The following is a 26,155-nucleotide window of genomic DNA, read 5'->3' as shown; positions in this document are numbered from 1 at the left end:
TTCCGTGTTCACGCCTTCGCACACCGAACCGACCGCCACTCCCCGGGCTTTCTCGTGGGCCGTGGGCGATCACACCGTCCGGCGCATCGACGAGGTGGTCCTGCCTCCGCAGACCGGTCCGTGGCTGCTGCCCGGGGCGACCGCCGACATCGTGACCCGGACATCCTGGCTACACCCCGACTTCGCCGACGAACAGGGCGTCCTGCGCCTGGCGAGCCACAGCTTCGCCGTGGAGATGGACGGCATGCGAGTCCTGGTCGACACCGGTATCGGCAACGGGAAGCGGCGCGCCAACCCGGCCTGGCACGACCTGGACAGCGACTACGAATCGCGACTTCGGGCGACGGGCTTCGCACCGGAGAGCGTGGACCTCGTCGTCCTGACCCACCTCCACGCCGACCACGTGGGCTGGAACACGCGGGCCGAGGGCGACGACTGGGTGCCCACCTTCCCGAACGCGCGCTATCTCACCACTCGCATCGAATGGGACTACTGGGCCGGTGTCGAGATGGAGGAGGCGCGCCGGCAGATGTTCCGCGACTCGGTCCTCCCCGTCCGGGACGCGGGCCTGCTCGACCTCGTCGACGTCGTGGACGGGGGCACGGACATCGCACCGGGCCTTCGCCTGCTCCCCACCCCCGGGCACACGCCGGGACAAGTAGCGGTCGAGCTGCGCAGCCATGGTGAGACCGCGCTGATCACCGGCGACAGCATCCACCACCCGGTACAGATGTCGCATCCGGCGCTCTGCAGTTGTGTGGACATCGCACCCGAACTCGCCGCCAGGACCCGCAACGAGCTGCTCGACTCGCTCGCCGATACGTCGACCCTCCTGCTCGGCAGCCACTTTCCGCCGCCGACCGCCGGACACGTGCGGCGTGAGGGATACGCGTACCGGCTGATTCCGGCCACGCCCGGGCCTTCGCCAATCTGGTCGACAAGCGGCTGAGGCCCACGGGATCGCGCTGTATCGCGCCGGTGACGATCCCGACGCCGGCGAGCAGGCGATGTGCCACGCCCTGTGCGCCGTCGCGCGAGGATTCGCCGCCGCGACGCTGGAGGCCCTCGCCCGGGGCGGGGAACTCGCCCTGTCCACCGAGCAGAGGGCCCGCATGGACGACCTGATGATCGAACTCGACACGAGAACCGTCGACATCCTCGGGAATGCCTGAACGCGCGGGCCTCGATCGTCGCCGCGACCGTGCTCGCGCTCGATCCGGCCGTCGGGGACACCGTGTCGGACCCCGGGAGCAGGCACCGACCGACCGTCGGCCCCGCGGTCCGCCCCCGCTCCCGGGGCACGCGGAATCCCGAACGCGCTCCGACCGTGTGCGTGCCCCCGCGGCCCGGTCGCAGGACCGGACTCAGGTGAGGTCGAAGGTGACGTTCACGGAGCCCTCCCCGTCCAGCCCCTCCGTGAAGGTGAGGACTCCGTCCTCCGCCTCGACGATTCGCACCACGATCCCGCCGCGATCCTCGCCGGGAAACGCAAGGGAGAAGAGGGGATCCATCTCCATGAGGAAATCCCAGCCCTCACGTTCGGTCGTGTCGAGGGCCTCGACATGCCGACCGGTTCCCCGCCACCCGCCGACCGCGTCGACCGTGACGGTGATGTCGATGTCGTACATCCCCAGACACGTCGAACCATTGGCCCACCACTCGAGCCGCGCCCGACCCACGAACCGATCCATGAACACACCATGCACGACGCCCGATCCGCCCCATCCACCGGATCCACGCCCGCCACGGTCCTCCGCCCCGCGCTCCGACGAGCGTACGACCGGCGCGATGTACGCCTCCGGGTCATGGGACGACCACGCGTCGTCCGTGGCCCCGCACCTGCGCGACCACAGCCGGGCGAGCCCCCGAGTCAGGCGTGGCCCGGGTTGCGATGCAGGTCGCGGACACGGCTCGCCGCCGACCCTCAGGAGGGCAGGCGGTCGGCGAAATCCTCGGGCGCTCTCCAGGTGTCGCGGAATGTGGGGACTGTGGGGCGCGGGTTGGGGTGGAGCATGTCGTTCAGGGTGCGCGTCAGGCCTGTGCCGGAGAGGTCGTCGACCTGTCGTATCCAGGGCACCTCGGCCATCAAGACTCCGAGTTCGTTGGTGACGATCTCGTCCAGGACGTGGCGCAGGTCCTCGGGCGGTGGGTCGTCGACCAGGCGCAGCCATCCCAGTGCGGCGGCGACCCTGACCTTGGGCGGGCGTGCGGGGTCGCACCACCAGGCGCGGGTGAAGCCGGCAGCGTCCTCGTGGCGGTGTTTCCTCGCTGCGCATGGGCTGCAATGTGACACGGACACAAAGGACGCCACCGGGGAACCGGGCTTCGGGGTCGACGGCCGTCGTCGTCCCACTCGCATCCGGCCCGCCCGTACGACGGGCACGATCACGGCCGTCGACCCGCGACGTAGACTCGCGGTGCGGGCGAAGCGCCAGGCCGAGATTCCGGCACCGGTGTGAGGGAGGGGCCAGGATGTTCGGTTCGAAGAAGAAGAAGCTCGACGATCTGATGGCGCGGCTCAGGCCCGATCTGAGTCGGGAATCGCTCGGCGTCGGGCCCGACTTCCCGGGCGTCGCCCCGAACCCGCTCCTGAGCGGTGAGGCGCGCAAGCGCAATGCGGATCTGCGTACGGGGGCGCTTGCGCTCGGCGTTCTCGTCGACTGGCGGGAGGTCAACAACAATCCACGCGTGGTCCTGATGTTCGACGTGGAGACCGCCGACGGCATCTCCTTCCGCGGTATCGCGGACGAAGACCTCACGATCACCGAGCTCACCCGACTCGCCCCGGGACAGACGTTGCCCGTGCGCTACCGGCCGGCCGTCATGGACCACTACGTCTGCCTCGCCCGGGACGCGGACCCCGCCCACGTGCGGCGGCTCTCCGACGAGATCGCGAGCCGCAAGCGGACCTGACCCGAAGCCGTCGGCCGGAATCCCCGTGGCGTGTCCGGCAAAGGTTGAGTGTTCCGGCCGGAACTTCGGTCCCGTGTCGCGGTTTCGGTTGCTCTCCGATGCCCGGTGGTCGTTGATCAAGGGGATGCTCCCGAAGCCGACGGGACGTCCGGGCAGGAAGTTCTCGGATGCGCGGTCGATGGTCGAGGGGATCATCCACCGCTGTCGGTGCGGGATCGCAGCCCGGATCGCGCCGTGCGCATCGAAATCAACCGAACCCCGAGGGCGGGCGTGCGCGAAACGTCGGCCGCCCGTGGTCCTCTCGTCTCGGCGGCGACCGTCGGCTACCGCGGATGGTAGGAGTTCGCGATCTCCCCCACCCAGACCACCATCGCGACCAGGCCTACGGCCCACGCGAGGACCGCGCCGTAACGCAGGGCCCGCACCGGGGCGAGGATTGCCGCCGTCCCGGCGACGGCCAGGACCGGCCCGCCGAACCACGGGATCCGCCAACACAACGCCTGCCCCCTCGCCGTGCAGATCAGACCGTCCGCCGCCGAACCACACGGATCGCTCGCCATCGCCCCCAACGGCAGAACCAACATCAACACCCCGGTCGCCGCCCACAAGAGAAGGTGCGGGTGATTGAGCACCTGACGCGCAGCCGGAAGGTGCCGCCCGGGTCACCGCAGGGCTGTTGCGGCGCCCCGAGGTGGTCGCGCAGGTCAAACCGGCGGAGAAGGTGCGGGTGGTCGAGGAGTTGACGCGCGACGAGCAGGTCGCGGCCGAAGCCGCGGCGGGGTTGCTGCGGCGTCCTGACGTGGCGTTCAAGGCGATGGCGGACGATTATCCGGACTACGAGCCGGCTGCCCGAGTAGCGATCACCGATCAGTCCCAGACGGGCTCGCCTGTGTGCGTCGTCGTGGACAGCACGTCGCAGCCCATGCTGCGGATGGCCGCGAGGAGGGCTGATCGCACCTGATCTTCGTCTTCGGGTGGGAAGGCGATGCGGATCTGATGTCCGTAGGCCGTCTCGTAGGTGAGTCTCCAGCCGAGCTCTGTGGCGGCGAAGTGGTCCTGACGGTCGCCGTCTTCGTTGTAGCCACCCCGGTCGGCGGTCGGGGAGAGGGCCTGCTGAAGGATTCGAAGGCGCTCGGGGTAGGTTCGCCGGCTGTCGGTGAGCTTGATGTAGACGTGGTTGAGCTCGCGGAACGGTTCGAACCATGGGGCCGTGAGGTGCTCGTTCGCAGCGAAGACGCTCGTGTTGAGCCGTCCGCTCAGCCAGCCGTGGAGGAAGCCGGCCGCGCTGGTCTCGTGGGCGTCGTAGTACCACCCGCGCGGGTTCCACGCAACGACGGTCCAGGTGTTCGGGTGGCCGTCGGTTATCCAGCAGAGCCGGTCGCCGTTGTCGGTGGCCGCCCATTCCAGGAGGCCACCGGCCTCCGGAAAGTAGGGGTAGGGGCACTTGTCCGGGTTCGCCTCACGGAACGGTCGTTCCCTCTCCAGCAGTTGCTGGGCGAACTGGAGCAGGGGACTCCGGCTGCCGAACGGAGTGAGGGGGGTGATGAAGTCGACGAACTGACCCGAGCCGTAGGAACCGATGAGGGACTTGAAATCGGAGGGAAGTTCGAGGCCGAGGGTGTTCTCGACCTGCGTCCAGTCACCACTCGCGTTGACGGGGTTCGTCGGTGGGGGTACCAGGGCGACCAGGTCGTCGATCGTCGTCATGCGGGCGAGGCTATCGAGGAGGAGCCCTTGTCCCGTCAGATGGGGTAGCTGTGGGGAGGATATCTGCCCCACCGTTGCCGGCCCGGACACGACCGCCCTCCTGAGTGTCTGCGGTCCGGCTTTTGGCGCAAGAAGCACTACGCCCTTGGGGACCACGCCGACCCGGCCACGTACGCGGCGCCGTATCGGGATCGGCGTCCCGGATGGCGGCCACGGGGAGCAGCCCGTCCTCGACCAGTCCGGCGACCAGCGGATCCGGATTCGGCATGCGGATCCGATCCGGCTCGACCACCGCGAAGTACCCCACCGCGTCATGGTCGTTGCCGTCGGCCGGCGTGGCAAGGTGCGGTGCGGCCGGCCCTGGGGTCAGCCCGTCCGGCCTCTGCCGCCCGTGGGCCGGTGTGCGAAGATCCGTGACGGTGACGACGAACTCCGGTGCGGTGATCGTGGTGCGGCGCGTGCGCGAAGGTATGCGCGACATACTTCGCGCCCATCGCGTTCTGGTCGACGGGCAGGTCGTCGGCAAGGTGAAACGGGGCCAGGTACTCACCGTCGCCGTCGCACCCGGGCCGCACCGGGTGCGGCTGGCGATCGACTGGTGCTCCAGCCCCGAATTGGAGGTCACCGTGCCGGACGGCGGGACGGCCGCGTTCGTCTGTGCACCGGGCGGGTCCCCGCTCGACCGCGGTGCCGCCGGGCCGCAGCGGCGCGGCCGGTACATCGTGCTCGAGGCCGACACCAACACCGACACCGGCGCCCGCGCTTAGCGGGGCGTCGCGATCGATGTCCGGTCGGTCCTTCCACTCTCCGCCCCGGCGCGAAACGTTCGCAGTCCACCGGCGCCGCCGCCGTTCGCTTGCCGATGAGCGGGATGTGTTCGGGGCGGCCCGCCCATGGCTCGGATTCGGATCAGGCCCTGTCCCATTCCCTTTTCGGAGTCATTCCGTATCGCCCCCATCGGTGGAGAACCCGTGCGACAACTGCGGGCGGCTCCGCGATCATTGCCCCATGGCCACCGCACCGGAGCACCTCACCTTGAGAATCGTGTGCCCGCCGCCCGGCAAGGCGGGGTGCCTGGAGGTCCGTGCGATCGTGAGCGGCCGGGACCTGTTGGCCGAGATCTCCGGTGTCGTGGACGCGGGACCCCGTCTCGTCGGAGAGACTCCCCGGCATCTGGTGGCGGGCCCCGCTGCTCCGTTGCAGGCGTGGGCAACTCCCCACGAGGTTCGCCTTGCTCGAACGGGGTGCGTCGAGGAATGTTGCGGCGCGCTGTACGTGACGGTCCGTCGCGACGGCGACCATGTCGTCTGGACCGGTTGGCGCAACCCCGTCAGGAAAGCGGTCGGTCTGCCGGAACTCCGGTTCTCCGCGGACCAGTACGAGGCCGAGGTCGGGCGCGCCGGGGCGGATCACGATTGGGAGTGGCCGGCGGAAACGGTCGCGCGCCTGCTCGAGGCGGCACTGGGGGAAGACGAGGACTGGCCCGCCCTGTGGGATTGCGACCTGGACGCCGTCTGGTCCGCACGTACGGAACCCGATCGCATCGACGTGGTCTGGAGGTATCCCCGCGGCGCGGCCGATACCGACCGCCTCTGGCTCCAGTTCGGGCTGACCATCGAAATCTCCGCCGGCGATCCCTCCGAGCAAGCGAAGGAACTGGCGGCGAGGCTGACCGCAGGCGATCCACGTGCCGTCGCCCGGGTCTGGGGAGGTACGCGAGAAGCCGCCGAGCAATACGGCTACCCCTGGCCACCGAACCACCCGTAGCCCCAAAAACCGCGATCCGCCACAACCCCGGCCTCCAGGCACCCACCGCCCGCCCTCGATCTGGGCCGGTGCGGATCGGACCACCAACCCCATCCGGGGACTGGACGCCCCACGCCACGACACCACCCCCGGGCCCGGATGGTTCCCGCCGCATCGTGCACACCCCAGGCCGGCGGCCTCGACTCCGCCGGCACGCGGAAATGAGTACGGATACTCGGGTGCCGGCCGTCGACCCGCGCCTACGGTGAGGGACTCCAGAGAGAGAAGTCCCCTACGTTTCCCGGAGGTTCGGTCGTGCGGTGGTCCCCGAAGGTCGGTCACATCGGTGTCGTGGTGGTCGCACTGGTCGTGTCCGGGTGCGCGGGGGACGGGGGCGAGGGAGGGTCTGGTCCGCTCGCGGACCTCCCGCCGACGTTGGGGTCGGCCGTGCGGATCGTGGCGGACGGGCGGGGCGCCGATCATCGGCGCCTGGACGGCGGCGGCACCGGGGAACTTCCCGGTGACTCGACGCCGCCCGTGACGCACCTGGGAGAAAGCATGGAGTTCCTGGGCTACACCGACTTCCGGGACCAGCAGGGTGGTTACTATCACGACGCGGCGGGCCCGGCCGGGCCGAGATACGTCGTGGCGATCACCGCGGAGCGCGGCAAGACCTCGCCCGCGGCCTGGGTCTCCCGAATCCTCGAAAAGAAGCGGTCCCGGGACGAGGACCGGGTCGAACCGGGCGACGCGCGCCTGGCGCAGGCCGCGGACGGCGGCCGCATCCTGTGCAACTCCTCGCCCGTCCGTCCTCCCCGCGAGCCGGGCCTCGCGCCGCAGCGTGCCCACGCGTCGTGCTGGTGGGCCGACGACCACCACCTCGTCAACGTCGATGCCGAGGACGCCGACATCCCGACGGTACGCGCCATGGTCGACACCATCCGCCGCGGAACTCCCGCCCGCCCCTGACCCCGCCGACCGACCCTCCGACACGGCGTCGCCCGCGGCGCATCGAGTGCCGTGGCCCGGACTCGGCCGTCTTCGAGCGCGGCCTGCCCCCCGCAGCCCTCGCACCGCACCCACCGCCGAATACCGCCCGGTCCGAATACGTACCTGTCACCGGCTGTCCGAGCGGACCTCGACCCGGGGAACGTCGAGCCGTGGGACGCGCCGGGGTCCCGGGCGAGGCCGGGATCACGGTCGGTGGGCCCGTGGGTGGTCCTCAATCACCGGTGTCCACCGCGGTCCGGGACCCCGATCAAGGCGAAGCGCCGGTGCCGGGACGCGCACCCCGGGTAGGAAGGCCCCGACACGGTCAGGCGTCGACGCTTGGGGGCACACGATGGGCGGCCGGGAGACAGTGATCCGGATTCACCACTACGGGAGGACCGTCGGTCGTGAACTGACCGACGAACAGGCGGCCCGGCTGCGGGCGTTGGGCCCGGAGGTCGAGGTCGGCCCGTCGTGGTTCGAGGCCGACTACGAGTTCGACCCCGAGACGAACCCGAGCATCTCGTTCCACAAGCTGTCGCCCATGTTCGACTTCCTGTTCTATTTCCACGGCCACGGGGAGATGGCCGTGTCGTTCCGGCTCCCCGCCCACCTTGCCGAACGGGTAAGGCCGTACGTCACCGACGACGGGGACGGCTTGGGGTACGGGAACGCGGTCGCGTCGCGGATCGAGGGCGACACCCTGGTCGTCACCATCAGCCGCTTCGCCGATGACGACGAGATGACGTACTGGCTGGAGCGGCCGGAGCTGTGGCCGGGAATGATCCGGCCCCTGCACGACGACCTGATCGCCGGCGACATGAGCGCGCTCTACGTCGGATGGCGCATGGTCTCCCGGATGAAGCGGTGGCCGCACCGCCGCCCGGAACCGACGCCGCCCCCTGTCCCCGCCCGGCTCCGGGACCACGATCTCGACACGCCGCGGACGTGGCCCCGCGCGCTCTCCGACCTGGACAAGATGCTCCGCCTCCCGGACTGGAGCACCGAGGACCTCGGCCCCGACTGGCCCCGCAAATCCGAGCCGGAGACCAGGACACGCGGAGGGCGAAGGACGTGGTGACCGGCGGCCGGTCGACCGGTTGCGGCGCGTCGGCTGCCGCGGCCCGGACTCGGCCGTCGGGGGAACCGGCCGCCATTGCCTCGGCCCGTCTGCCGGTACAGCTCTCGCAGAAGGCGCGGACAACGGTCGGCCACAACGAAGGTGAGCCACCGGTCGTCACGACGCTCCATCCCTCTCGGGTCGGCAACGACAACGTGGTTCGCGTGGCACACGGGGCGAACGTTGCTTGACGCGGCACCGGCGAAGGAGGTGTGGAGTTGCCCGCCCGGGCCACTGCGAAGTGTGATTCAGAGCCGGTGGTCGGTGGTGGGTCGGACGGCTGTGGAGCCGCCGCGATGAGGTGTCCGGATGTGGTCCCCGGGCGGTTGCGGCAGTGCTTGGATGCATTCACTGGAGCAGGCGTTGACCAGCAGGGGCAGCACATCCGTGGCGACGCGTAGCGAGATCCAGACCTGGTGGAGGCCGGTCCTGTGGAGCGGCCTGTCGCACACGCTGCAGCTTCGGATCGTCGTCGCGCCCCACTTTCCGGGATCGACGCCGGCGAGGTCGGGCTCACCGGTTCCGTCCGCTGTCGACGAAGGCAGTGCGGGGAACGGCGGGCGGTACCTGTGGTTGCCGTAGAGGGCGCGGGTGCTGACGGTGCTTCGCCGAAGGTTCGGGCAGCGGGTCACCTCGTAGGGGAGCCAGTGCAAACGGTACGAGGTGTACGGGGTGAACTCCTCCAAGCTCCGCATCGCTCCGATCTCCGGCGGGATGCGCACCAGGTTGCTGCCGTACAGCACGAGGTTGCGTACGGCGGTCAGCTTGGCGATCGACGGCGGAAGCGTGACAACCTGGCGGCGTTCCTCGGCGCCGAGCTCGATCAGCGGCTCGAACTCCTCCCGCCGATCGTCGGCCACCTCCTCGATCAGTTCGAGCAGGTGCCGCCACCCGGCCGCCCCGGTGTCCTGGCGGTCCTGTGGAACTTGACGCTTCGCGGGGGCCGATCCAAGCGCTGCCCGAGGCATCGGCACCGGTCGCGGTCGGACCCGACGCCGCCGGACCCGACGGCTCCGGCCCAGCGGTTCGAGAACGGCTTCGGCTCGGGCATCGAGTATCCCCCTCCGAACTGTTGCACCGGACGCGTTCGAGGACGCGGCGGACGGTGGTGCAGCCGGCGGGGAAAGAGCTCGGCGAGCCGGCGATGATGTGCACCGATGAGTAACTCCGGGCCGACGTTACCCGGCTCAGGTCCTCGGCCGGGGCGGCGAAGTCGCTGCCGAGTCGTTTGTGTTCGACCAGCGGGAAGCCGGCGCGGCCGTGCATCCGCCTCGTGATCTTCGTGGTGCGGGTATTGACGCCTTCGGGGCGGCCGTTCTCCGTGTCGGGCCGGGGCCGCGACGAGCGAGCAGGTCGGTGTCCGCGGGGCCGCTTTGGGATGTGAGGCCGGCGGAGCTCTACGGGCGTTCGAAGAGTTGGAGGACGCCGCCGACGGAGAAGCACAGGGCGCCGGTGAGGGTGCCCCAGTTGGCGATGTCGATGTTGACCGGGCTGTCGGTGGCCGGTCGGGTGTACGCGGCGAGGGCCGAGACCATGAACAGGATGGACCCGAGCTGGTTCACCGCGACGATCCACCAGCCGAGGCCGCGCGGGAGCAGGCGGGGCGCGCCGTGGCACACCTCGACCAGGGCGAGGTGTCCGGAGGCCAGGAACAGTACGCAGCCCACCACGTCGGGTACCCAGATCAGCCGGTTGACCTGATGGACGTTCAGTCCCTGGAGGAAGGAGTCCAGCAGGTTGACGCCGAACACCAGCGTGCCGGAGAACAGGAGGAAGGCGCTCAGCCAGTCCACCCGCGTCGGCTCGTAACTCCACCACCGCCAGGGGTGGGTGACCAGTGACCGGCCGCCGACCACGTGGCGGGGCGCGTTGATCACCTGGAGCAGCGAGGCGTAGCCGCCGCTGTTGAAGAAGAGGCCGCCGGCGAAGTAGATCGAGGCGCTCCGGGTGGCATCGCCGGAGCCGAACCGGGCGACGGCGGCGCCGGCCGCGAAGAGGGCCCCGCCGATGACGAAGGCGGTCGCGGCGACGGCGTTGAGCCTGCGCAGGCGGCGGAGCGCCACCTCGTCGGCACGAGCGTGTCGGCCGGTCTCCGCGCCCGGTGCCCGGACGGCGAGGGCTCCGCGGCGCCGCGCGAGCCGCGACTCCCAGACCGCTTCCCCGCCGTCGGGCAGACGCCAGGTGGCCCGGGTGGTGAACGGTCCCGCGCGCTCGGCGCGCTGCTCGGCTTGCCTCACGACCCGAGATTAGACCGCCGAGCAGGCATCCTCCCGGTGAAACGCCGTTGCGTCCCACCCCCGGAGGCGGCCGGTCCTCGAGGCAGCCGGCCTCTGCACGCCCGGGTCTCGGTCCGGCCTGGCCCTCAGTGGTGTGAAGCCGCCGCGTTTCGCGTCGTCGCGGCGACCGTCGTCAGGTCCGCGACGCGGCGACCGCGTTGCGGGTCGCGGCGGTTGAAGCCGACGCGGCCGTACTGCCCGCCACCGTACAACCGACGACCGGCACGAACCAGGCCGAGTCCCCCCGCGGTCGGTGACTTGGCCGGCACCGCCGCTCCGTACGGCCACCTCACGTAGGGGTTCCTCACACAGCGGGGATGTCGTGTTCGGCACCGTCGTACCAGGGGACTTGCCGGACCCCCGTGTCGCCGGCGGTCACGGGCAGGCCGAAGTCGTCAAGCCGAGAGGGTGTCGCTGTTGATGTTGGTGACGTGGGCGGTCGCGCCGTCGGGGCTGAACGCGGTGCCCGCCGGGTTGTTCCCGACCGTGATCGTGGTGGCGGTCGGCGCGCCCGGGTCGACCACAGAGACGAAGTTGTCGTTTGGGTGGGCGACGAACACGTCCCCGGTGACCGGGGTGACCTCCAACGCGAACGGCGGGTCGACCAGCGGTCCGGTGGGGTCGGTTTCCAGGCGCCGCACATTGGCGTTGGTCGCCATGGTGGCGTTACGCGCCCGGCCGTCTCGAACGGCGCCGCCGTCCGTGCCGGCCGCCCGGTGTGTCCCACGGCCGCAACAGCCGCCGAACTGTTGAAATCAGCACATGAGAAAGCATGACGATTCTGCTCTTTTCGGCAACCGATTCCTGACGGCGCCCGCTCCCTCGGAGACCTTCCCCGAGGAAGGCATGGCCGCCTCCGATGCGATGAGGCTCGTGGATGTGGACCTCGCCATGGAAGGCGATCCGCAGCGCAACCTCGCCACGTTTGTCACCACGTGGATGGAGCCGGAGGCGCAACGGCTCATCGCCGAGAACCTCCACCGCAATTTCATCGACCACGCAGAGTACCCCATTTCCGCCGAGATCGAGCAGCGTTGCGTGCGCATGCTCGCCGATCTCTTCAACGCGCCCGGCAGGACGACCGGATGCCGTACCCAGGGATCATCCGAGGCGATCATGCTCGGCGCGCTGTCACTGAAGTGGAAGTGGCGCGAGCGCCGCCAGGCAGCCGGCCTGTCGACCGACCGGCCCAACCTGATCTTCGGCGGGGACGTCCACGTCGTGTGGGAGAAGTTCTGCCGCTACTTCGACGTCGAGCCGCGGATCGTGCCGCTCGCCGAGGGCAAGTACACGATCGGCCCGGAGGACGTGGAGCCCCACCTCGACGAGAACACGATCGGCGTCGTCGCCGTACTGGGCACCACGTTCACCGGCCACAAGGACGACGTCGTCGGCATCGACAAACTCTTGCGGGACGTCCGCGAAAAGCGGGACCTCGACATCCCGATCCACGTCGACGGCGCCAGTGGCGCATTCGTGTGGCCCTTCCTCTACCCGGACTCGAAATGGGACTTCCGGCTCGAGCAGGTCCGCTCGATCAACGTCTCGGGACACAAGTACGGCCTGGTCTACCCGGGCATCGGCTGGCTGATCTTCCGCGAGGAGGCCGACCTCGCCAAGGACCTCGTCTTCTACGAGAACTACCTGGGCAAGACCGACGCGACGTTCACGTTGAACTTCTCCACCGGAGCGTCGATGGTGCTCGCGCAGTACTACAACTTCGTGCGGCTCGGCCGCCAGGGCTACACCTACGTCATGAAGATGATGCAGGACAACGCCCGCGCGCTGGCGGACAACGTGCGCGGCAGCGGCCGCTTCGAAGTGATCGGAGCCGACCTCGAGCAGCTGCCGCTGGTCGCTTTCCGTCTCGCCGGCAAGCACTCCTACGACGAGTCCGACATCGCCTGGCAGCTCTCCGCCGAGCGTGGCTGGATGGTGCCGGCGTACACCCTCCCGCCCAACGCCGAGAACGTGAAGATCCTGCGTGCCCTGGTCAAGGAGACCTTGAGCCGCGAACAGATCGACCGCCTGAGCCAAGACCTCACCGACGCGTGTCGCACCCTGGACGACAAGGGCGCCGCCCACGACGCCGAGCGTGCCCGAATCAAACGCGGCACCGGCTACTGACGCACCGTCCGCCGCGGCACCGGCTACTGACGCACCGTCCGCCGGCAGAGGGTGCACACCGGGCCCGTGCCCGCTTCCCCGAAAGGAGCGGCGACCCGCCCCGGTGTCGGACTCGCGGGACGGACAACGACGCCGGTCACCGCCCCCTGTCCACCGTGTACGTCGCCTACAACCAAACCCCCACCGACACCTGGTTCATGGTCACCGTGCCATAGACCCGTCCACGCCCCGATCTCCTCGAACGACCAGGCGCGTCCGCCCGTTTGTTCGCGTCGGGCGGCGGCTGCTTGCGCGTTCACCGGATGGCGGGCCGCGCCCAAGACGACCGGGACGGCACGGCGCACGGCGCACGGCGCACGGCGGGCGTGTCGAGGCGATGGAGCGCGCGGTGGGCCCGGAAGGCGTTGTCGGGGACCCCGTACACGGTGGAAGATGGGCGCTTGCAGACGGGCTTCGGCGGCGCCGTCATCCCGCACGGATCCACCCACCGGCTCGGACGGGGTGATCCGAGGCGAAGTCCTGACGGCGTTGCGCGGCTTTCTCGATCCGCGCGATACCGCAGGTCGACCACACCCGCCCCGCGGTGCGCTGTGGTTCGCACAGGTGATGCGGACGAGGCCTTGCAGGGCAGCCGTTCGGGGGAAACATCCGTGTCGTCCGTCATCGACTCCATAACCGTCCGTTAGGCTCGCGCCGCCACACAGGTTTCGACTTTTCACGGAGGGCAGGACGGCGAGGATCAATCGCGAGCGTCTCGTCGGAACGCTGACGTTCTGGCTGCGTCCGGCCTTCGCGTTGCGAGTCGTCAACCGGTTTCAGAGGATCCTTGGTTTCGACCGCTCGATGGCCCTGGCGTCCAGCGCTCTCACCGCGCTGATTCCGCTCGCGATCCTCGGTAGCGCCATCCTGGGCGACTTCGTCCACTACGACTCCGGGGGGCGGATCATCAAGCGCTACCGCCTCACCGGAGCGGGCGCCGAGGCGGTCGACTCCCTCTTCTCCCCCGCCGAAGGCACAAGCGCGAGCGTGGGCACCTTCGGGGTGGTGTTCCTGCTGATCTCGCTGCTGAGCTTCGCGCGAGCCGCCCAGCGGCTCTTCGAACAGACATGGGAACTCAAGCCCCTCAGCGTGCGCAACACGCGAAACGACCTGTGGTGGATTCTCACTCTCGGTGGCTACACGGTTGTCATCGGGTGGCTTTCCGCCGTCCTCGGCGGGAGCGGGCGAGGTCTGGTGGCCGCCGCCTGCGAGGCACCGGTAACCGCCGTGTTTCTTGTCTGGAGCGGGTGGATCCTGTCGGCGAAGCGAATCATGTGGCCTGACTTGATCCCTTTCGGTGTCACTGCGGCCATTCTGACAGCGATCTATTCCGTGGGTGCCGGCCTCTACCTGCCGCGTCTGTTCAACGCCTCCGTCTCGCGCTACGGGGTGGTCGGTGCCGTCTTCGCGATGATCTCGGCTCTCTTCGCGGCCATGCTCGTCCTCGTCGCATCGGCTGCGCTGGGACGGGAAGTACGAGACGAACTCGGTCGGATCCGTCAAGGCCGACGCCCTTCCGACCACGAGGTCCGCCGGCAGTGGGACAGCGTGGTCGAGCAGACACGGGCACGTTGGCAAGCGGCACGTGAACAGGTCTCCCGTCATCGGACCAACGGTGCGGACCGCTGATGGGCGGTGGGCACGACGGCCGGCCGACGCGTTCTCACGGCGACGCCACAATGGTGTCGCGGCTGAGTAGGGTCGTGGACTGGCGCGGTGCCTGATGCTGCGCTTGCAGCCCCGCCGCTTCAAACCGTGCATGCGGTGCTCCCGCACACGGCTTTCCGACATCGTTCACCGGCCGGCATGCGCCGTCGCCCAGTGCACGTTTCCGGTACCCGCATCGCCCTTGCCACAGGCCGGCGTTGCAAGTAGTACCTGCCCCTCGGAGCTTGTCCGAAGTCGCGCGCATGGGAGACGGTGCGCGGAATCCATCGCTTCCACACACGGCCTCTCCGGAAACGCAGCCTCCGCCTCTGCGGAGGTCGCGCGCATCAGCCGGCGCCAGACGTGGATCCGCCCACACGCGCACAACCCCACCACTTGGACGGCTGGTCCGAGGCGGTCGAGCCAGCAGCACTGGCCGTTCTCGTCGACGGTCACGTCCCGCCCGCACAGCGGCAGTTTGTGTCGGCATCGGCTCACTTCGAGGGCTGGTCGTCCTGGAGCCATTGACGTCGTTCCTGTTCACGCTTGGAGTAGGCGGCGGCCCGGATCGCCTCGTCGCTCTCCAACCCTGATCCCAGCGCGCCGCCCACAGTGGCGACCGAAGCGACGAACCAGGACAACGTCCAGTACTCCGCGGCGTGCAGTGGGGTTTGTGTCATGGATGCGAACACCCGGTCGTTGAGGATGAACAGCGCCCACAGCAAGTTGATGATCAGCAGACCCAGGTAGCAGACCAGCACCCCGATGCCCACAGTCACGACCGTCGAGGCGTTGTAGAGCCGCGCCCTCTGCTTCGCCTCCGGCGAGCCCTCCGCTGTTCGATGCCACAGCTCCCCGTCCACGATCAGCCAGCCGATCATGAGCCCGACCGAGCCGACCGTGGCAATCACGAGGCGTGGCACGCTGAGGGTCACCGCAAGGCTCCAGATGTTGGAGTCCAGGGTGGCGATGGCCCCCGTGGCGAGGGCCGCCGCCAGGGCTTTCGACAGGCCCGTCACCAACCGCCACGGCCGGTTGGCGCGGACCATGCCGAAGAGCACCCTCAGGTAACCGCGTGGGCCGCTGACGATGTACCGAAGATCGGCGGTCTCCTCCTCATCGACCGGACCCGGGTGGATGGAAGCGAAACGACGGGCAAAAGGCCCCCGCAGCTGAATCCGCGAAGGTACTTCAGCCCCGGCGGCCCGCAGACCCGCCAGGCCGAGTACGGCTTCTTCCACGGCCCGCCGCGCCATCGTCTGCAGCCGCAAGCCCCCCAGCGAAGGAAGCGACAGCAGTGCCAAGCCGTGCTCGTGACTCAGATTCACCACGAGTTTGCGCCCGTGTGAGTGCAGCGGAAGGTCGGTGAGGGCCACGACGATGTCCCAGTTCTCCGTGCTTCCGCGATCCATGATCCGGTGCATCAAGGTGGACGGGTCCTCGGTCCCTGCGGTGAAGGGCTCACTGACCACCTCGACGTCGAACCGATGTCCCGGGCCCGACTTGTCGGCGAGCCGATCAGGCAGGGTCTGGGCCAGGCGCTGGGCGATCTCCGTCGGCACGTCCGGATCCGCCATCAGAGCCACCACCGTTACGCCCTGAGATGACACCCGCATGACTGGACTCTCCTCGTCGGCTGCCCAGCGATCCCACCCTCACAGGCAGTACGGCCGGATCTCCTCGTCTTCCCGGCACCAGGCATGCTCCCACCTCCGGGCGATCTCCGTTCACCGCCGCGAACACCCGCTCCGGCCCGGGAGACGGCTCGATCCGCACGCCCTGCGCGTCCTCCGCCGCCGTCAAGGAGAGAGTCGGCGCCGGGACACATGCCGGACCGCCGTCGGCGAAGGCTCCTCGCGGTCGGCGGTGCGAACCAGGTTGCCGGTCCGTTCCCGGTGCTCGTGCACGAGGTGGATCGCCATGGCACCCCCGGGTTCGGCGGGCGGGTCCGGGAGGCCGTCGGCGCCGTCGGTGATCTGTTCGGGGAATCCTCCGAGGGCGGGTGCAACCCCTTCGGGCGCTTCGAACTCGACGTGGCCTCCCGCCTGGACATCGGACCGCAACGGACCCGTGTCGTACCTCCGTGGTAGTCGTGTCCCATGAGCCGGTTCCGCGATTTCAACTTCAAGCTGCTCGTCATCGAGAAGCTCATGTACGGCCGTCCGCGTCTCCTCCCGGTCTACGACCTGCCCGGCCGGCTGGCCGAGCGCGGGATCCGCGACGCAGCGTCCCACGTCCTGAGGAACGGCCTTCACGAGGAGGTGCTGCCGGAGTCCCGGGCCCATTTCGAGGCCCTGGAGATCCCGGCCGAGCTGCTCGCCCGCGTCGAGGAACTGTGCTTCGACGCCGGGGCGGAGGTCTTCCGGCACTGTGCCCCCGCCTGGGACGGCGAGGACGACCTGTTCGACGTCCGCTCGCTCGACGACCTCGCCCTGCTGCCCAACCTGCGGGCGGTCACCTTCGTGCGGGACGGCGTCCTGGCGGTGCCGGACGCGGAGGAAATCTTTGCCGCGCGCGGCATCGACACCGACTGAACCCCGGCACCCATTCGCCGCCCGCCGCCGCGGGCGGGGCGGCGGTCAATCCTCGTCCGCGTCGCCGCGCGGCCAGATCGCGATGGCGACGAGGACCGCGGCCCAGATCCCGAGCGGCACGAGCGGCCAATAGGTGGCCACCTCGCCCTCGACCAGGCAGCGCGTCCCCCATACGGCGGTGAGAATCACCGCTCCGCCGAGCCAGTGGAGCCACTCCTTCAGCCATGCCCGCAGGTCCCGGCGATCCCGCTCGGCACGCGTGACCGGGGTCGCCCGGTCCGGCGCCGGCAGTGCGGGCAAGTCCGCGGTGAGCGACGCCAGTTCGCCGAGCACGGTGGCGGCGGCGGCCCGCGCCGCGCGCTCGTCGTACTCGCCGCGGTCCAGTCGGCCCTCGGCATAGCCGGTGGCGAGTCGCGCGAGTGTGGTGTCGCGATCGTGGTCCGACGCGCGCATCGCGGAATCGAGGCGAGTATCCACGACAATCTCCTTACGGGCGGTCACCGAATCTTTAGAATACAGTCGTATCCGAAACTTGTCAGGGGGTCCGATGCCCAAGGTCGTGGATCGCGCCGCACAGCGCCGTGCCATCGGCACCGCGCTGCTGGACCTGGTGTCCCGCCACGGCCTCGACGAGGTGAGCGTGCGCACCGTGGCCGCCGCCGCGGGTCGCTCCGCCGGCGCGGTCCAGAAGTACTTCCGCACCAAGGACGAAATGTTGCGCTTCGCCGCCGAGTTGGCCGGCGAACGGGTGGAACGCCGGTGGGCCGAGGTGGATGTGACCGGCCCGCCGCACGAGGTGCTGCGTCGCCTGGTACTGACCACCCTCCCCCTGGACGCCGCCCGGCACGCCGAGGCGACCGTGCGCTTCGCCTTCGTCACCCGGGCGATCCACCATCCCGCCCTCGCCGCCACCCAGCGCGAGATCGACGTCGACATCCGCACAGCCCTGACCGACTGGCTGCTCGCCACCGCACTGCGCACGCACGACCGCGCCGATTGCGAGCACATCGCCGACGCGGTCATCGCCCTGTCCGACGGCCTGGCCATGCGCCTGCTCTACACCCCCGACGCGCGGGACGAGCTGGTCCCCGCCCTCGACCGGGCCCTACGGGCACTCCTCGCCGACCCGTGAAACCGAGCGGCTCGGATCCGACCAAGGCATTCACGTGTGAAGCGAGCGCCTTGACTCCGACGACGTGCGGAACCTGCGGTCCACCGCGCCCGACGTCGACGGCCGGCACTGGCAGTCCTGCCACCGGCACCCGGACCTATACACCCACTGGACGAACTGTGTTCGGGGTCATGGTCACCCGTCGCGCAGCAACAGGTGACCACGACCGTGTCCACACCGCCGGGCAACCCACCGGCGGGCCAAGCACGCCACTCCCCTGCCGACACGAAACCCGTCCGCCGACAGCGGGGAGCGAAGAGCCCCGATCAGAACCGGCTCCCGCTCCTCGTCTCGTACGTCGTGGCTCGCTCGCGTGTCGTCAACTGCGGATGAGTTGCCGCTTGGCTTGGACGAACTCGTCGTCCGTCAACGCCCCGTGGCGATGCAGGACGGCGAGGCGGGCGAGTTCGTCGAGCATCGCCGGGCCGTCGGATCGTTTCGGGGCGGCCTGCTCGTCGGCGTTCGCGGCTGAGGTAACCGCGGTTGCGACGGCTTCGCGCAACGTCTCGACGAACGTCTCGGCCCGGACTACATTCTCCCATCCGTACACACCGCTCACGGCGACGACCTTGAGCACGTTCCCGGTGAGCCGGGATCGCGTGGCCGTGACGTCGGTGACGCCCGCCAGAGGCACCGCCACGGCGGGTCGGCCCGGCTTGGCGTAGATCAGGCGATGGGTGGTGAGCACCAGGGTCCCGTTGGTCCATTCCTGGCGGGCGCGAGCCGAGGTGGCCAGTATCGGGATCTCACCCGGTACGGCGGTGTCGTCGACGGCCCGCGTCACGGTGTTGGCCCGGTCCAGCTGGTCGAGCGCTATCGCTGCGAGGTCACCTCGATCCATGATCTTCACCTTCCGTTCTCGATACGAAATGCTGTGCGTGTTTCCCGAGTCGACAGAACAACGGGTGGTGACCGCTCCGGCCGGGTGGTCGGAGCCGGCGCCCGCGCGTTAGTCGGTGCGCAGGGCGGTGAGTACGTCGAGCCTGGCTGCGCGTCGGGCGGGCCAGGCCGCCGCCAGGGCGCCCACGATCGCGGCGAGGACCAGGAAGAGCAGCACCCTGTCCCATGGGATCACCACGGTCAGGTCCTTCGTGGAGCGGGCCATGCCCTTCACTCCGCCGACCCCGGCGACCAGGCCGAGGAGCACGCCCAGGATGCCGCCGAAGAGCGAGATGATCAGGGATTCGAGCCGGATCACCCGTCGGGTGCGCCGCCGGTCGAGTCCGATGGCGCGCATCATGCCGATCTCGCGGGTGCGTTCGAAGACGGACATGGCCAGCGTGTTGACGACGCCGAGCACGGCGATGACGATCGCCATCGACAACAGCCCGTAGACGATGTTGAGCATGATGTCGAAGAGCTTGTTGAAGTCCTTGCGCACCTCCTTCGCCGTCTGCACGTTGATCGCCGGGCTGTTGCCGACCGCCTTGCGCAGCGCGTCCCGCATCGTGTCCTTGTGCTGCGGCGCGACCTTGGCGAGGACGAAGTCGTCGCCGACGACGTCGATGTGCGGCGTCAGCGTCTGCAACGACACGGTCAGGGCACCGAGCAGTGGTGCCTCGTCGTAGATTCCGCCGATGGGCAGGCGGGTCTGCTGCCCGTCGGGGAAGGTGACGGGCACGGGCGTCCCGATGCGCCACTTGCGGTCGTCTGCGGTCTGCTTGGACACCAGCAGTCCCGTTGCCAGGGATTGCGGGCCGCCCTGGGTGAACTTGGTCGCGAGCACCGAGAACGCGCTCGCGGGGTCGACGGCGGTGAGTTTGTGCTCCTTGCCGTCGACACTCACCTGGGCCTCGCGCACGGGGCTGACGGCGGTGACGCCGGGCACCCTGGCGATCGTGGCGGCGATCTCCGGGGTCAGCGTCTGCCCGTCGGAGGACGAACTGAGCACGAATTCGGCGGTGATGCCCTTGGACAGGGTGCGGTCCACGAGTTGCTTGAGCGATGTGCTGAAGATGGTCAGCGAGGTGACCAGCACCATGCCGATCATCAGGGCGGACGCGGTCGCGGCGGTGCGGCGCGGGTTGCGGGCCGCGTTCTGGTACGCGAGCCGGCCCTCGACGGGATACACCCGCCTCAGCAGTTCGCCGAACAACCGGACGGCGGGCGTGGCGATGAGCGGGGTGAGCACGATGACGCCGACCAGGACGATGCCCGCGCCGCCCATCACGGTGAACACCTTGGCGTTGCCGGTCGCCGAGCCCTTGATGCCGGCGACCAGCACGAGCCCGCCGAGTGCGACGGTCAGCACACCGGCGATGTTGCGCCGGCGCAGACTGGAGGTGCTGGGCGGCAGGCTGGTGCGCAGCGCCGCGACGGGCGGGATCTTGGCGGCTCGGCGTACCGGCAGCCAGGCGGCGAGCAGGGTGACGCCGATGCCGACGGCCAGGCTCCACAGGGCGGTTGCGCCGGTGACGACGGTCGGTCCGGGGGTGAGGTCGGCGCCGATGTCGTTGAGGATGCCGCGCAGGCCGACCGCCAGGCCGATGCCGATGACGAATCCGGCGAGTCCGGCGACGATGCCGACGGCGAGGGCCTCGAACATCACCGATCGGGTGACCTGTTTGCGGGTGGCGCCGATGGCGCGCAACAGCGCCAGTTCGCGGGTGCGTTGGGCGACGAGCATGGAGAAGGTGTTGGCGATGATGAAGCTGCCGACGAACAGGGCGATGCCGGCGAAGACCAGGAGCAGTGTGCGCAGCGACGCGATCTCCTTGTTCACCTTGTCCCGGTCGTCCCGGCGCAGCGTGTCCCCGGTGAGGGCTTCGGCGCCTTTCGGGATCAACGGGGCTGCCGCGGCCCGCAGTTGCTCCTGCGACGTACCCGGTTTGGCGTTCAGGCGCAGTTCGCCGTAGACGCCGGGTTCGAGGTAGAGCTCCTGTGCGGTGGCGGTGTCCAGGAGGGTGAGCGAGCCGCCGGCCTCGACGGCGGCGCTGTCGGTGGTGAAGACGCCGACGACGCTCACGTCGAGGACGGGTCCGCGGGCGACGATGCGGATCCGGTCGCCGACCTTGTATCCGGCGGCCTTGGCGGTCTCGGTGTCGAGCGCGACTTCTCCTGCCTTGGCGGGCAGGCGGCCGGCGGTCAGCGTGTACCGGGGGTCCTTGCCGTCGCGGCCGGGTACCGCGTTGGCGCCGATCGCGTTCGTCTTCTTGCGGACGAGCTTGCCGCTGCGGTCGACGACGGCGGTGAAGCCGGTGACGTGGCCGGTGACCGACGCGGCGCCGGGTAGCGCGCGCAGCTTGGCGACGAGGGGTTCGTCCAGGGGTGGGGTCTGCAGGTGTTCGACGGCGTACTTGGTGCCGCGGACGTCGACCGCGATGCCGCGGTGGTCGCGCAGCGCGGCCTCGGTCATGGCCTGCTTGAGGGTGTCGCCGAAGACCAGGACGGCCGCCACGAACGCGACGCCGAAGACGACCGCGAGTGCGGTGAGGGCGAGGCGCACCTTGTAGGCGACGAGGTTGCGTAGGGAAGTGCGAAGCACGGTCGCGTCCTTCAGAGGGGGAGGACGGAGACGGCGGCAGCGGCGGGTTCGCCCGGTTTCCGGTTGAACGCGCGCATGCGCTCCAGGACCCGGTCGGGGGTGGGCTCGGCCATGTCGTCGACGATGCGTCCGTCGGCGAGGAACAGGACGCGGTCGGCGTAGGAGGCGGCGACGGCGTCGTGGGTGACCATCACGATGGTCTGTCCGGCCTCGGTGACCGAGGCGCGCAGGAAGTTCAGGACTTCGGTGCCCGAGTGCGAGTCGAGGTTGCCGGTGGGCTCGTCCGCGAAGATGATCTCGGGACGTCCGGCCAGGGCGCGGGCGCACGCGACGCGCTGCTGCTGGCCGCCGGACAACTGTGCGGGCCGGTGGTCGAGGCGGTGGCCCAGACCGACGGTCTCGACGACCTTGTCCAGCCACTCGGGGTCGGCCGCACGTCCCGCGATGTCCAGCGGCAGGGTGATGTTCTCCAGGGCGGTCAGCGTCGGCAACAGGTTGAACGCCTGGAAGATGAAGCCGAGTCGGTCGCGCCGCAGGTGGGTCAGCCCGTTGTCGTCGAGCGACGCCAGTTCGACGTCGCCCAGCCGCACGGAGCCGCCGGAGATCTTGTCCAGGCCCGCCATGCAGTGCATGAGCGTGGATTTTCCGGAGCCGGAGGGGCCCATGATCGCGGTGAACTCGCCGCTGCGAAAACCGACGGACACGTCGTCGAGGGCACGGACCTCCGTTTCCCCCTCGCCGTAGACCTTGCGCAGGCCCGTGGCGACGGCGGCGTACGACGCCGCACCGTGGGCGGAGGGCGGGCGCGGTCCGGAGACGTTGCGAGTGTGCCGGGGTGTGCTCATTGGGTTCTCCATCGGTGGAGCCCGCGCCTCGATCGAGGCGCGGGCTCGGTCTGTCCCGGGGGACGAACGAATAATAGATCGACGAGTCCGTCTAATTTATGGGCAGGCGTTCGTCATCGACGTCTACCCCACGGGTGATGAACGGGTAGTCCCCGAGGCGGATGGGAACCGTCCCGCCGTACGCCACGAGTCTGGCCCGGATCCGCCGGTCTCGTCCGTACGGCGTCCCGCCGGGTCGGGCGTCATTCGCCGCATCGTGGCGCGCCTCATGTCGCCAGGGCGCGGGCGTGTACCTTCTCGACCGCCTTGCGCGCCGAGACCATCGAACCGTGCTGCCAGCCCAGCATGTTGCTGAGCCAGTCGCCTGCGTAGAAGACCCGCCCGGTCGGCTCGGTGAGCGGCCGGAAGCGCGGGGTGTTGACCACGCCGTTGTTCTGTGTGTCGGCCGGCTGCCAGCCGCCTTCGATAAACGGTTCGCGTCCCCACATCACCGACAACGAACTCGCCAGTTCCGTACGGGCCTTGGCGCCGTGCACCCGAACGTTGCGGTTCACCGCCTCGGCCGCCCGTTGCGCGGGAGGCAAACCCTCGATCGTGGTCTCCGCGCGTTCGAAGTAGGCCACCATCACGCCACGTTCGCCGCGGTAGTCGGAGGAGGGGTACCACAGGGACCCGTCCTCGCCGTAGGAGGTGAGGCCGCCGTGGATCGCGAAATCGTCCTCCCACCAACGATTGCGGTACTCCAGGCCGATCTTGCCGGGGCGTTCCGCCAGGAACCCTCGCAACAGGGCGGTCGCCTGGTCGGGGAGTCCGGCGATCCGTGCGGCCACCAGCGGAGGCGTGGTCACGATGCAGTAGTCGACGTCGAGCACGCCGCTCGCGGACCCGCGGTACGCCAGTCGCGTCCCGTTCGGGCCTTCGGTGATCGAGGTGACCTCGACGCCGCAGCGAATGCGCCGGCGGTCGATATGGTCTGCCAGGGCCTCGACGATGCGGTCCATGCCGCCGGCCGGCTGGAACAGCGTGGAGGCCATGTCGAACCCGGCGTCGAGGTACCAGTGCCGCGACAACTGTTCGGTGAACACCCGATCCAGCGAACCCCGCGGCGGCAGCGGTACACCAGGCGATCCGGCGGCCCCGGGGTTCACCGCGAACCCGCGCCGCCGCGGGTCGCCCCGGTGGGTCAGGTCGTCGCCGAGGTCGCCCATCGTCTTCAGGAAGCCCAGCAGACGTTCCTTGTCGGCCGCGCTCAGCTCGCGATCGAGCGCGCCCTGGTTGGTCACCTTGGCCAACAACTCGGCAACGACGCCGTACGCGTCCGCCCGCGCGGTTTGGAACCTCGGCTTGTCGGGCCCCTTCGGGTCGAACACGAACGTGTTCGTGTTCGATATCGCGAACACCTCCAAAGGCACCCCCAGTTCACGGCAGTAGTCGGTGCTGACCGACCACTGCGGAAGCATCGCCGGTCCGGCGTTGAAGTACTGGCCGGGCGCGAAACTCGCCCGTTGCGTCACGCCCTTGACGTCGGTCAGCGTGTCGCCGCCGCGCACCGTGAGACTGCGCCCGCCGATCCGCGGACGGGCATCCAGCACGGTCACCTCGTGGCCGGCCTTGCACAATTCGTACGCGGCGGTCAGCCCGGCCACACCCGCACCGACCACCGCCACCCGGGCCGGACGACGGCCCGTGAGCGTGAAGTCGGACGCGCGCGGCGCACGGAACGGCGGCGTGGCGGCGCTCGCCGACGAGGGCGCGAGTCCCAGCGCGCCCATCGCGGACAGTGCCGCCCCGGCGCCGCCCACCGCACCCACGGTCTGTAGGAATCCTCGGCGGCTGGTCGGCCGGCCGAACTCTCGGGAATCGTTCACGTACGTCTCTCCTCTGCGACGAGGGCATCGATGATCGGACGAGCCGATCGATTCATTCATCGACCCGTCGGTCTATCATTAGGGCAGGCGACCCACGACGCGTCAACCCGGACGAGCGAACGAGGGACGCCCATAAAGGCGCACGATCGATCCCGTCAAGCACGCCGCCCAGCGCCACCGGAAGCTGAGAGCCGCCTCGACCTGCTTCGCCGACAAGGGATCCCACCCGCACACGCACGGCCGACATCTCCGCACACGTGGGCATGAGCCCCGGAAACCTCTTCCCGAGGTGTGGCCGTTGGGCAGTTCCATCTGCTTCTCGCGCATCAGCCGGGCGCCGACGCTGGACAGCACGCGGGTGCCGTCGGTGGTGACGCCGTCGTTCAGGTGCAGTCGAGCGAAGCCGTAGCTCGTATGCGGCGGTCGGCTCCGCCACTCCGGCTCCCCCCACCGGCGTCGCGGCGGCCGGTGAGCGTGAAGTCGGACTCGCACGGCGCACGGCCGAGCGCGGTGGCCGCGCCCGCCGCGGTCCGCAAGCGCGGGCGCGCCCATCGCGGACAATGCCGCGCCGGCACCCCACGGCGCTCACGGACTGGATGAAGCCCCGACAGATGGTCCTGCGGGACGGATCGTTGGGAGTCCGCCATGAGGGGCGTCCTCGGGGAGCGTGGGGCCCGACCGCATCGATTGTTTAATCGACTAACCGGTCTATTATTGTTCCGGTCACATCCAACATCGACCACCGAGGTAGGGTGAGCATGCCATGCGCACAGTCGACCCCGTAAAGCACGCCGCCAAACGCCGCCAGATCCTCGAAGCCGCCGCAACCTGCTTCGCGGACAAGGGATTCCACGGAACCCGGACGGCGGACATCTGCGCCCGCGCCGGCATGAGCCCCGGGAACGTCTTCCACTACTTCCCGAGCAAGCACGCGATCATCGTCGCGCTGATCGAGCAGGAGGGCGTCGAGACCGCGGCCTATCTCGCCGAACTCTCGCGCGGAGAGGATCCTTTGGCCGCGTTGTTCGGCCTGATCGACGCGGTGGTGCGCCTGGCCGCCGATCCCACCTACGCGGGTTTGACCCTGGACACCGCCGCCGAGGCCCGCCGCGACCAGAACATCGGTGCCCTCGTGGCCCGCAACGACCGCCAACTGCGCACCGGCATCGCCGACCTGCTCCGCCGCGCCGCCGCGGCCGGGCAAATCGACGACACACTCGACCCGGACCGGGCCGCGACCTGGGTGACCGCCCAGATCGACGGCCTGTTCGCACGCGGCGCGACCGACCCCGACTTCGCACCACTGGACCAGGCCCCGACGCTGCACCTGCTGCTCACCCGCTTCCTGGGCGCGGAACCCAGATAAGCCGTCGAGGCCGCAGTGGCGACGAACGCATCCGCCGCCGCAAGACGACGCCCATGGTCGCGGCCGCCCTCCCATCCGGGCACCCCGACAGCGAGTTCCTCGCCGCCTACTACGACGGCCGGGGATGAGACGACGCCGCCATCGCCGAACTCATCGACCGATGCGGCGGCCGTGAGTGGACCGTCGCCCAGAACCTCAAGCCCATGCGCCCGGCCGCCGAACACCTCCAACAGGCGGACCCGCCGCCCGCGTTCCACGACGACCTCCTCGCCGCCGACGCCCGCTACCCGGCATGAGGACAACGCCCCTGCCCTCGACCGGT

Annotated in this window: 26 protein-coding genes; 13 read left to right on the top strand and 13 right to left on the bottom strand. The window is 69.7% G+C overall.

Translation table 11 applies throughout. The features are described from left to right. Positions 1 to 4 precede the first annotated feature (4 nt). Both ACIBM5_RS16695 and ACIBM5_RS16690 read left to right on the top strand, forming a co-directional pair. Entirely contained in the window at positions 5 to 949 is a 945-nt protein-coding gene (locus tag ACIBM5_RS16695) for an MBL fold metallo-hydrolase (protein WP_396007519.1), read from the top strand. A gap of 58 nt (positions 950 to 1,007) precedes the next feature. Next, positions 1,008 to 1,172, top strand: coding sequence for a hypothetical protein (locus ACIBM5_RS16690; RefSeq protein WP_396007518.1), 165 nt, complete (start codon positions 1,008 to 1,010; stop codon positions 1,170 to 1,172). A gap of 192 nt (positions 1,173 to 1,364) precedes the next feature. Here ACIBM5_RS16690 and ACIBM5_RS16685 read toward each other — a convergent pair whose 3' ends face one another. After that, entirely contained in the window at positions 1,365 to 1,691 is a 327-nt protein-coding gene (locus ACIBM5_RS16685; protein ID WP_396007517.1) for a hypothetical protein, read from the bottom strand. A 233-nt stretch (positions 1,692 to 1,924) separates the two neighbouring features. Then, positions 1,925 to 2,293 carry a hypothetical protein gene (locus ACIBM5_RS16680; RefSeq protein WP_396007516.1) on the bottom strand — a complete coding sequence of 123 codons (369 nt, stop codon included), beginning with the start codon at positions 2,291 to 2,293 and terminating at the stop codon, positions 1,925 to 1,927. 179 nt (positions 2,294 to 2,472) lie between these two features. Between ACIBM5_RS16680 and ACIBM5_RS16675 the strand changes: the two genes are divergently transcribed. Then, on the top strand, positions 2,473 to 2,913 hold the full coding sequence (locus ACIBM5_RS16675; RefSeq protein ID WP_396007515.1) for a hypothetical protein: 441 nt from the start codon (positions 2,473 to 2,475) through the stop codon (positions 2,911 to 2,913). Between the two features lie 323 nt (positions 2,914 to 3,236). On the opposite strand, the gene ACIBM5_RS16670 is transcribed toward ACIBM5_RS16675, so the two are convergent. After that, positions 3,237 to 3,497, bottom strand: a complete 261-nt coding sequence (locus ACIBM5_RS16670; protein WP_396007514.1) for a hypothetical protein — start codon at positions 3,495 to 3,497, stop codon at positions 3,237 to 3,239. A 107-nt stretch (positions 3,498 to 3,604) separates the two neighbouring features. Here ACIBM5_RS16670 and ACIBM5_RS16665 point away from each other — a divergent pair, with 107 nt between their 5' ends. Beyond that, positions 3,605 to 3,874, top strand: a complete 270-nt coding sequence (locus ACIBM5_RS16665) for a DUF6192 family protein (protein ID WP_396007513.1) — start codon at positions 3,605 to 3,607, stop codon at positions 3,872 to 3,874. On the opposite strand, the gene ACIBM5_RS16660 is transcribed toward ACIBM5_RS16665, so the two are convergent. Further along, entirely contained in the window at positions 3,781 to 4,620 is an 840-nt protein-coding gene (locus ACIBM5_RS16660) for an SMI1/KNR4 family protein (protein WP_396007512.1), read from the bottom strand. The two genes, ACIBM5_RS16665 and ACIBM5_RS16660, sit on opposite strands and share 94 nt — an antisense overlap. Positions 4,621 to 5,039: 419 nt before the next feature. Here ACIBM5_RS16660 and ACIBM5_RS16655 point away from each other — a divergent pair, with 419 nt between their 5' ends. From ACIBM5_RS16655 to ACIBM5_RS16640, 4 genes are all read left to right on the top strand, one after another. Further along, positions 5,040 to 5,387, top strand: coding sequence for a hypothetical protein (locus tag ACIBM5_RS16655; protein WP_396007511.1), 348 nt, complete (start codon positions 5,040 to 5,042; stop codon positions 5,385 to 5,387). Between the two features lie 241 nt (positions 5,388 to 5,628). Continuing rightward, a complete protein-coding gene (locus ACIBM5_RS16650; protein ID WP_396007510.1) occupies positions 5,629 to 6,387 on the top strand; it encodes a hypothetical protein in 759 nt (252 codons plus the stop codon). A 294-nt stretch (positions 6,388 to 6,681) separates the two neighbouring features. Further along, on the top strand, positions 6,682 to 7,335 hold the full coding sequence (locus tag ACIBM5_RS16645) for a hypothetical protein (protein ID WP_396007509.1): 654 nt from the start codon (positions 6,682 to 6,684) through the stop codon (positions 7,333 to 7,335). A 391-nt stretch (positions 7,336 to 7,726) separates the two neighbouring features. Next, a complete protein-coding gene (locus ACIBM5_RS16640) occupies positions 7,727 to 8,437 on the top strand; it encodes a hypothetical protein (protein WP_396007508.1) in 711 nt (236 codons plus the stop codon). Between the two features lie 287 nt (positions 8,438 to 8,724). Here ACIBM5_RS16640 and ACIBM5_RS16635 read toward each other — a convergent pair whose 3' ends face one another. The 3 genes from ACIBM5_RS16635 to ACIBM5_RS16625 all read right to left on the bottom strand — a co-directional run bounded on the left by ACIBM5_RS16635 (position 8,725) and on the right by ACIBM5_RS16625 (position 11,411). Further along, entirely contained in the window at positions 8,725 to 9,336 is a 612-nt protein-coding gene (locus tag ACIBM5_RS16635; RefSeq protein ID WP_396007507.1) for a leucine-rich repeat domain-containing protein, read from the bottom strand. 537 nt (positions 9,337 to 9,873) lie between these two features. Then, positions 9,874 to 10,713 carry a hypothetical protein gene (locus tag ACIBM5_RS16630; protein WP_396007506.1) on the bottom strand — a complete coding sequence of 280 codons (840 nt, stop codon included), beginning with the start codon at positions 10,711 to 10,713 and terminating at the stop codon, positions 9,874 to 9,876. 434 nt (positions 10,714 to 11,147) lie between these two features. Continuing rightward, a complete protein-coding gene (locus tag ACIBM5_RS16625) occupies positions 11,148 to 11,411 on the bottom strand; it encodes a YncE family protein (protein WP_396007505.1) in 264 nt (87 codons plus the stop codon). 103 nt (positions 11,412 to 11,514) lie between these two features. Here ACIBM5_RS16625 and ACIBM5_RS16620 point away from each other — a divergent pair, with 103 nt between their 5' ends. Continuing rightward, entirely contained in the window at positions 11,515 to 12,879 is a 1,365-nt protein-coding gene (locus ACIBM5_RS16620; RefSeq protein ID WP_391589680.1) for a glutamate decarboxylase, read from the top strand. 843 nt (positions 12,880 to 13,722) lie between these two features. Continuing rightward, positions 13,723 to 14,547, top strand: coding sequence for a hypothetical protein (locus ACIBM5_RS16615; RefSeq protein WP_396007504.1), 825 nt, complete (start codon positions 13,723 to 13,725; stop codon positions 14,545 to 14,547). A gap of 512 nt (positions 14,548 to 15,059) precedes the next feature. Here the strand turns inward: ACIBM5_RS16615 and ACIBM5_RS16610 are convergent. After that, on the bottom strand, positions 15,060 to 16,181 hold the full coding sequence (locus tag ACIBM5_RS16610) for a hypothetical protein (protein ID WP_396007503.1): 1,122 nt from the start codon (positions 16,179 to 16,181) through the stop codon (positions 15,060 to 15,062). 483 nt (positions 16,182 to 16,664) lie between these two features. Here ACIBM5_RS16610 and ACIBM5_RS16605 point away from each other — a divergent pair, with 483 nt between their 5' ends. Next, positions 16,665 to 17,099 (top strand): DUF6892 domain-containing protein, encoded by a 435-nt coding sequence (locus ACIBM5_RS16605; RefSeq protein ID WP_396007502.1) that lies wholly within the window; start codon positions 16,665 to 16,667, stop codon positions 17,097 to 17,099. Between the two features lie 45 nt (positions 17,100 to 17,144). Here the strand turns inward: ACIBM5_RS16605 and ACIBM5_RS16600 are convergent, their stop codons facing one another. Continuing rightward, a complete protein-coding gene (locus ACIBM5_RS16600) occupies positions 17,145 to 17,576 on the bottom strand; it encodes a DUF1707 domain-containing protein (protein WP_396007501.1) in 432 nt (143 codons plus the stop codon). Between the two features lie 70 nt (positions 17,577 to 17,646). Between ACIBM5_RS16600 and ACIBM5_RS16595 the strand changes: the two genes are divergently transcribed. Next, positions 17,647 to 18,231, top strand: coding sequence for a TetR/AcrR family transcriptional regulator (locus ACIBM5_RS16595; protein ID WP_396007500.1), 585 nt, complete (start codon positions 17,647 to 17,649; stop codon positions 18,229 to 18,231). A 358-nt stretch (positions 18,232 to 18,589) separates the two neighbouring features. Here the strand turns inward: ACIBM5_RS16595 and ACIBM5_RS16590 are convergent, their stop codons facing one another. From ACIBM5_RS16590 to ACIBM5_RS16575, 4 genes are all read right to left on the bottom strand, one after another. Next, positions 18,590 to 19,111 carry a hypothetical protein gene (locus ACIBM5_RS16590; protein ID WP_396007499.1) on the bottom strand — a complete coding sequence of 174 codons (522 nt, stop codon included), beginning with the start codon at positions 19,109 to 19,111 and terminating at the stop codon, positions 18,590 to 18,592. 108 nt (positions 19,112 to 19,219) lie between these two features. Next, entirely contained in the window at positions 19,220 to 21,754 is a 2,535-nt protein-coding gene (locus tag ACIBM5_RS16585; protein WP_396007498.1) for an ABC transporter permease, read from the bottom strand. 11 nt (positions 21,755 to 21,765) lie between these two features. Continuing rightward, positions 21,766 to 22,599, bottom strand: coding sequence for an ABC transporter ATP-binding protein (locus ACIBM5_RS16580; RefSeq protein ID WP_396007497.1), 834 nt, complete (start codon positions 22,597 to 22,599; stop codon positions 21,766 to 21,768). A gap of 266 nt (positions 22,600 to 22,865) precedes the next feature. Continuing rightward, the gene (locus tag ACIBM5_RS16575) at positions 22,866 to 24,467 is read right to left on the bottom strand and encodes a flavin monoamine oxidase family protein (RefSeq protein ID WP_396007496.1); all 1,602 of its coding nucleotides are present in this window, start codon (positions 24,465 to 24,467) and stop codon (positions 22,866 to 22,868) included. A gap of 763 nt (positions 24,468 to 25,230) precedes the next feature. Here ACIBM5_RS16575 and ACIBM5_RS16570 point away from each other — a divergent pair. Then, entirely contained in the window at positions 25,231 to 25,833 is a 603-nt protein-coding gene (locus tag ACIBM5_RS16570) for a TetR/AcrR family transcriptional regulator (RefSeq protein ID WP_396007495.1), read from the top strand. Positions 25,834 to 26,155: the final 322 nt, after the last annotated feature.

Source organism: Embleya sp. NPDC050493, from assembly GCF_044458105.1.
Classification (GTDB): Bacteria; Actinomycetota; Actinomycetes; order Streptomycetales; family Streptomycetaceae; genus Embleya.
The sequence above is the reverse complement of the archived record's forward strand: the minus strand, read 5'-3'. Positions and strand labels throughout refer to the sequence as shown.

Excerpts from the sequence above, each read along its gene's own strand:
- ACIBM5_RS16690 (WP_396007518.1), top strand. The coding sequence starts at position 1,008 with ATGTGCCACGCCCTGTGCGCCGTCGCGCGAGGATTCGCCGCCGCGACG.
- ACIBM5_RS16685 (WP_396007517.1), bottom strand. The coding sequence starts at position 1,691 with ATGGATCGGTTCGTGGGTCGGGCGCGGCTCGAGTGGTGGGCCAATGGT.
- ACIBM5_RS16675 (WP_396007515.1), top strand. The coding sequence starts at position 2,473 with ATGTTCGGTTCGAAGAAGAAGAAGCTCGACGATCTGATGGCGCGGCTC.
- ACIBM5_RS16670 (WP_396007514.1), bottom strand. The coding sequence starts at position 3,497 with ATGTTGGTTCTGCCGTTGGGGGCGATGGCGAGCGATCCGTGTGGTTCG.
- ACIBM5_RS16660 (WP_396007512.1), bottom strand. The coding sequence starts at position 4,620 with ATGACGACGATCGACGACCTGGTCGCCCTGGTACCCCCACCGACGAAC.
- ACIBM5_RS16650 (WP_396007510.1), top strand. The coding sequence starts at position 5,629 with ATGGCCACCGCACCGGAGCACCTCACCTTGAGAATCGTGTGCCCGCCG.
- ACIBM5_RS16625 (WP_396007505.1), bottom strand. The coding sequence starts at position 11,411 with ATGGCGACCAACGCCAATGTGCGGCGCCTGGAAACCGACCCCACCGGA.
- ACIBM5_RS16620 (WP_391589680.1), top strand. The coding sequence starts at position 11,515 with ATGAGAAAGCATGACGATTCTGCTCTTTTCGGCAACCGATTCCTGACG.
- ACIBM5_RS16615 (WP_396007504.1), top strand. The coding sequence starts at position 13,723 with ATGGCCCTGGCGTCCAGCGCTCTCACCGCGCTGATTCCGCTCGCGATC.
- ACIBM5_RS16610 (WP_396007503.1), bottom strand. The coding sequence starts at position 16,181 with ATGCGGGTGTCATCTCAGGGCGTAACGGTGGTGGCTCTGATGGCGGAT.
- ACIBM5_RS16605 (WP_396007502.1), top strand. The coding sequence starts at position 16,665 with ATGAGCCGGTTCCGCGATTTCAACTTCAAGCTGCTCGTCATCGAGAAG.
- ACIBM5_RS16595 (WP_396007500.1), top strand. The coding sequence starts at position 17,647 with ATGCCCAAGGTCGTGGATCGCGCCGCACAGCGCCGTGCCATCGGCACC.
- ACIBM5_RS16590 (WP_396007499.1), bottom strand. The coding sequence starts at position 19,111 with ATGGATCGAGGTGACCTCGCAGCGATAGCGCTCGACCAGCTGGACCGG.
- ACIBM5_RS16580 (WP_396007497.1), bottom strand. The coding sequence starts at position 22,599 with ATGAGCACACCCCGGCACACTCGCAACGTCTCCGGACCGCGCCCGCCC.
- ACIBM5_RS16570 (WP_396007495.1), top strand. The coding sequence starts at position 25,231 with ATGCGCACAGTCGACCCCGTAAAGCACGCCGCCAAACGCCGCCAGATC.